Annotated in this window: 4 protein-coding genes; 2 read left to right on the forward strand and 2 right to left on the reverse strand. The window is 62.7% G+C overall.

What is annotated here, in order from left to right; genetic code table 11:
* Nucleotides 1-684: DUF222 domain-containing protein (locus tag K728_RS22640; RefSeq protein ID WP_237742069.1), on the reverse strand; the 684-nt coding region annotated here is incomplete at its 3' end.
* Nucleotides 685-1,114: 430 nt separating this feature from the next.
* On the opposite strand from K728_RS22640, the gene K728_RS22635 reads away from it, so the two are divergent.
* Both K728_RS22635 and K728_RS22630 read left to right on the forward strand, forming a co-directional pair.
* The gene (locus tag K728_RS22635; RefSeq protein WP_024475596.1) at nucleotides 1,115-1,597 is read left to right on the forward strand and encodes a GNAT family N-acetyltransferase; all 483 of its coding nucleotides are present in this window, start codon (nucleotides 1,115-1,117) and stop codon (nucleotides 1,595-1,597) included.
* On the forward strand, nucleotides 1,594-2,922 hold the full coding sequence (locus K728_RS22630) for an alpha/beta fold hydrolase (protein ID WP_024475595.1): 1,329 nt from the start codon (nucleotides 1,594-1,596) through the stop codon (nucleotides 2,920-2,922). Before K728_RS22635 ends, K728_RS22630 begins: the two co-directional genes overlap by 4 nt.
* A 35-nt stretch (nucleotides 2,923-2,957) precedes the next feature.
* On the opposite strand, the gene K728_RS22625 is transcribed toward K728_RS22630, so the two are convergent.
* Nucleotides 2,958-4,010, reverse strand: coding sequence for a TerC family protein (locus K728_RS22625; RefSeq protein ID WP_019481449.1), 1,053 nt, complete (start codon nucleotides 4,008-4,010; stop codon nucleotides 2,958-2,960).
* Nucleotides 4,011-4,187 lie beyond the last annotated feature (177 nt).

A 4,187-nucleotide genomic window follows, 5' to 3' on the forward strand; every position in this document is an offset into this window, starting at 1 on the left:
GTTCAGGACCACCTCGCGTTCCCGGAGAGCTTTCCGGTGCCGGCTACTGATGGGTTCGGGGTGAAGTTTTTCGCGTAACCGGTGGGCCTGGCGGCAGAACTTCGTCACGGTGGTCTGACCGGCCAACGCGATCAGCCTGGTTTCATAGGCGGCGGCGAGAGCGGGGTCGGTGTCGGGCATGTCTGTGGCTTCTTCGACAACGGCCCAGGCATGGCGGCGTGAGAGTCTGCCGTCCTCTAACGCGTTCAACGTGGCCGGGTAGTGGCGGGTCAGCAGGGTGCTGTGTTCGACCAGGAACCCGGCGGTCCGCTCCGGCAGGTGCAACGTGGCGCCGATCTCGGCTGCGGCCAGGGTTTTCTCAAACCCGAAAGCCCCGCGGCCGCAACGGGTTTGCTCGGTTTGCAGGTCCAGGATCCGGGTAACCAGTTTCGCTTCCTGGGCATCGAGCCATGACCGCGCCTCGGCGACGTCATTCAACGCATCCAAGACCTGGGCAGAGTCAAGGCCGGCCGGGGCGGCGAGCCCGAGTTGGCCGGTCAGGGCGGGAGGTTCGTCGCTGGAGCGCACCCGCTCGCCGGGCACGAAGGCCATTCCCCAAAAATCCGATGCCTCATCATCCGCATCGGTCGAACCCGCAGCCTCAGCCTCCGACTCCGGCGGTTCAACAGTGGGTGCTGTCCACACCGCGTCCACGCCTAGCGGTCCCTCCGGACCATACCCAGCAGAAGACCCAACAGAAGCCCCGGAGGAAGACGCCGCAGAAGCGCCGGCGTGAGTTCCCGCAGTAGACCCCGTGGCCGTGTTCGCGGGCCCGCTGGTCGAGGCGGAATCCGCGCCGGATTCGGGAGGGATTCCCGATCCGGGAGCAGAAGCTGCACTGCTTTTCATACCCCAATTCCATCATCGAGCACCGACAGTATGAGGGGAAAATAGGGGGCCCGGAAAAAACTTTTTCGAAGTATTTTCGGCACCCACAAAAGCGGCCCACGTAAGCACTGGACTCGCCTGACTACTCTCAAACTCGCCGCCGAGCGGTTGGCTGTGATGGCCCCGGCACATCCAGACCCGCCACAGCTACCTTCTCGCCGGGGATGTAATAGATAGGGTTGAGTGCATGACTATCCGCGACGCCCGCCCGGCTGATGTAGCCACCATCCTCCAGCTCATCCACGACCTCGCCATCTACGAGAAAGAACCTGACGCCGTCAGGAACACTCCCGAACAGCTGCATCAGGCCCTCTTTGGACCCATGCCAAGCGTGTTCGCGCATGTCGCCGAGTCGGACGGCGTCATCCAGGGCTTTGCCCTCTGGTTCCTGAACTACTCAACCTGGGAGGGTGTCAACGGGATCTATCTGGAAGACCTGTACGTCCGCCCCGAAGCCCGGGGCGAAGGCCACGGCAAAGCACTCCTGCAGAACCTTGCACGCATCGCCGCGGAACGGGGCTACGCCCGGGTGGAATGGTCGGTCCTGAACTGGAACGAACCCTCAATCAACTTCTACGACAGCCTCGGCGCCCTCCCCCAGGACGAGTGGACCACCTATCGCCTCACCGGCCCCGCCCTCACCGCAGTGGCCAGCGGATCCGCTACGTGAGCGACCAGTCAGCCGCCGACGTCGTCCCCCACCGCCGCGAATCAACCCACCTGATGCACGGCGCACGCACCACCGGCCATTACTTCACAGTTCCCCTGGACCATCGGACGCCCGATGGTGAAACCATCACCATCTTTGCCCGCGAGTACAGCTCGCTGGAGTACGACGGCGAAGCCATTGCCGACCTGCCATGGCTGCTGTTCCTGCAAGGTGGGCCCGGCGGCCGGGGCAGCAGGGTCACCCAGCTTGGCGGCTGGATGAAGGCTGCGGCCAGACACTTCAGAATTTTGATGCTGGATCAGCGGGGCACCGGCCGTTCCACCCCAGCGGATGCCGCGACCCTTCCCCTCCGCGGGGACGCTGCCGCACAGGCCGAGTATCTCGCGCACTTCCGGGCCGACTCGATTGTTGCTGACGCCGAACTGATCCGCCGCCAACTCGTCGGGGCGCCCTGGACGGTGTTCGGTCAGAGCTTTGGCGGTTTCTGCACCCTGACGTACCTGTCTGTCGCACCCGAGGGCATGGACCGGGCGCTGATCACCGGTGGCCTGGCACCACTCAGTGGCCCCCCGGATCAGGTCTATTCCGCGACCTATCGGCTCGTCGAAGCCAGGAACCGGGAATACTTCGCCAAGTATCCCGAGGACCGGACGACCCTCACCCGGATTGCACACCACGTCGAGGCAATCGACGAGCGGCTACCGACCGGTGAGCGTCTCACCGTTGCACGGCTGCAGATGATCGGATCCTTCCTTGGTGGCAACACCCGGATGGACGCCCTGCACTTCCTGCTCGAGGACGCCTTCGTGAGCACCGCCGATGGTCAGCGGCTGTCCCGGGTGTTCCTGGACGCCGTCTGGGCGCAGGTCAGCCGGTCATCCAACCCCCTCTACGCCCTGCTGCATGAGTCAATTTATTGCCAGGGCGGGGCCTCCGACTGGTCCGCCAACCGGGTGTTGGCCGAGCACCCCCAGTTCCTCCCGACTGCTGAGGAACCGCTGCTGACCGGCGAAATGGTGTATCGGTGGTACTTCGATCAGGACCCGTCACTAGTTCCGCTGCGGGACGTCGCTGACCTCCTCGCAGCAAAGGCGGATTGGGGCAGCCTCTACGACACCGACCAGCTCGCCCGCAACACTGTCCCCGCTGCGGCTGCCGTCTATCAGGACGACATCTACGTGGACCATGACCTGTCCATGCGGACAGCCCGCGCGGTCAAAGGCTTACAGGCATGGGAGACAGCTGACTTCCACCACGACGGGATTTCCGACGACGGTGAAGCGATCTTCAACCGGTTGCTGGGTATGACCGGCTGGCCCGCGTAGTCAGCCAGCGCTGAGGCGCGGACGGTCGGAGAAGGCTACTTCTCGACGTCGGCCGTGCCGCGGGCCTTCCGTGCGTCCTCTTCAAGCTTGGCATCGATGCTGGCCTGCTTGGCCTTCGGGCTGAGCAGGCTCAGGACAACCGCGACCACAATGGTGCCGAGGATGATGCCGAGGGACAGGAAGGTGGGGATGATCGGAGCCCACTCAATGTGCTGGCCCCCGTTGATGAACGGCAACTCGTTTTCATGCATGGCGTGAAGGATCAGTTTGATGCCAATGAACGCCAGGATAACCGAGAGCGCATGCTTCAGGTAGATGAGGCGGGTCATCAGGCCACCGAGCAGGAAGTACAGCTGGCGCAGGCCCATCAGGGCAAAAATGTTGGCGGTGAAGACGATGAACGCGCTTTCGGTCAGACCGAAGATGGCCGGGATCGAATCCACCGCGAAGAGCAGGTCGGTGAGGCCGATGGTCACGAAGACGATCAGCATCGGGGTGAAGACCTTCTTGCCGTCCACGACGGTACGGATCTTGTTGCCGTCGTATTTGTCGGTCATCGGCAGGACGTTGCGCAGCTTGCCGATCACCTTGTTTTCGCTACCGTGTTCCTCGTCTTCGCCGGTGTCCTTGGCCTGCTGATAGGCCGTGTAGAGCAGGAAGACACCGAAGATGTAGAAGATCCAGCTGAAGTTGCTGATCAAGGCTGCGCCGAGCAGGATGAAGATTCCGCGGAGCACCAGCGCGATGATGATGCCCACCATCAACACTTCCTGCTGATACTTACGGGGTACCGAGAACCGGGCCATGATGATGATGAATACGAACAGGTTGTCAATGCTCAGGCTATATTCGGTGACCCAGCCGGCGACAAACTGTCCCCCGTAATCCGGGCCGGTGAAGATAAACATCAGGACCGCGAAGATCAACGCGAGAGAAACGTAGAACGTGACCCACAGGCCGGCTTCCTTCATTGACGGCTCGTGCGGGCGCTTAACCACCAGCAGCAAATCGAACAGGAGGATGAGGCCCAGCACAATGAATGTGCCTACCTCAAACGCCAATGGCAGTTCCAGCGTGGGTTCGGGCATGAGGGACCTTTCAAGGGTGCAGCGGATTCCGCAAGTCTCTCCGCCGCGGCATTTGCCACCGGCCGCTACGCCCGGCGAAACATCGATGCTCCGCGTGTTGACGATCGTAGCGCTTCGGGATACTCCCCTACGTCCGGCTTATCCTAACCCCGTACGAGCCGGATCAGGAAATGGCTC

The sequence above is a fragment of the Arthrobacter sp. CAL618 genome (genome assembly GCF_000468215.1).
Taxonomy (GTDB): Bacteria; Actinomycetota; Actinomycetes; order Actinomycetales; family Micrococcaceae; genus Arthrobacter_D.

What these genes read in the sequence shown, in the direction of transcription:
- K728_RS22635 (WP_024475596.1), top strand. Translation starts at nt 1,115, where the DNA reads ATGACTATCCGCGACGCCCGCCCGGCTGATGTAGCCACCATCCTCCAG.
- K728_RS22625 (WP_019481449.1), bottom strand. Translation starts at nt 4,010, where the DNA reads ATGCCCGAACCCACGCTGGAACTGCCATTGGCGTTTGAGGTAGGCACA.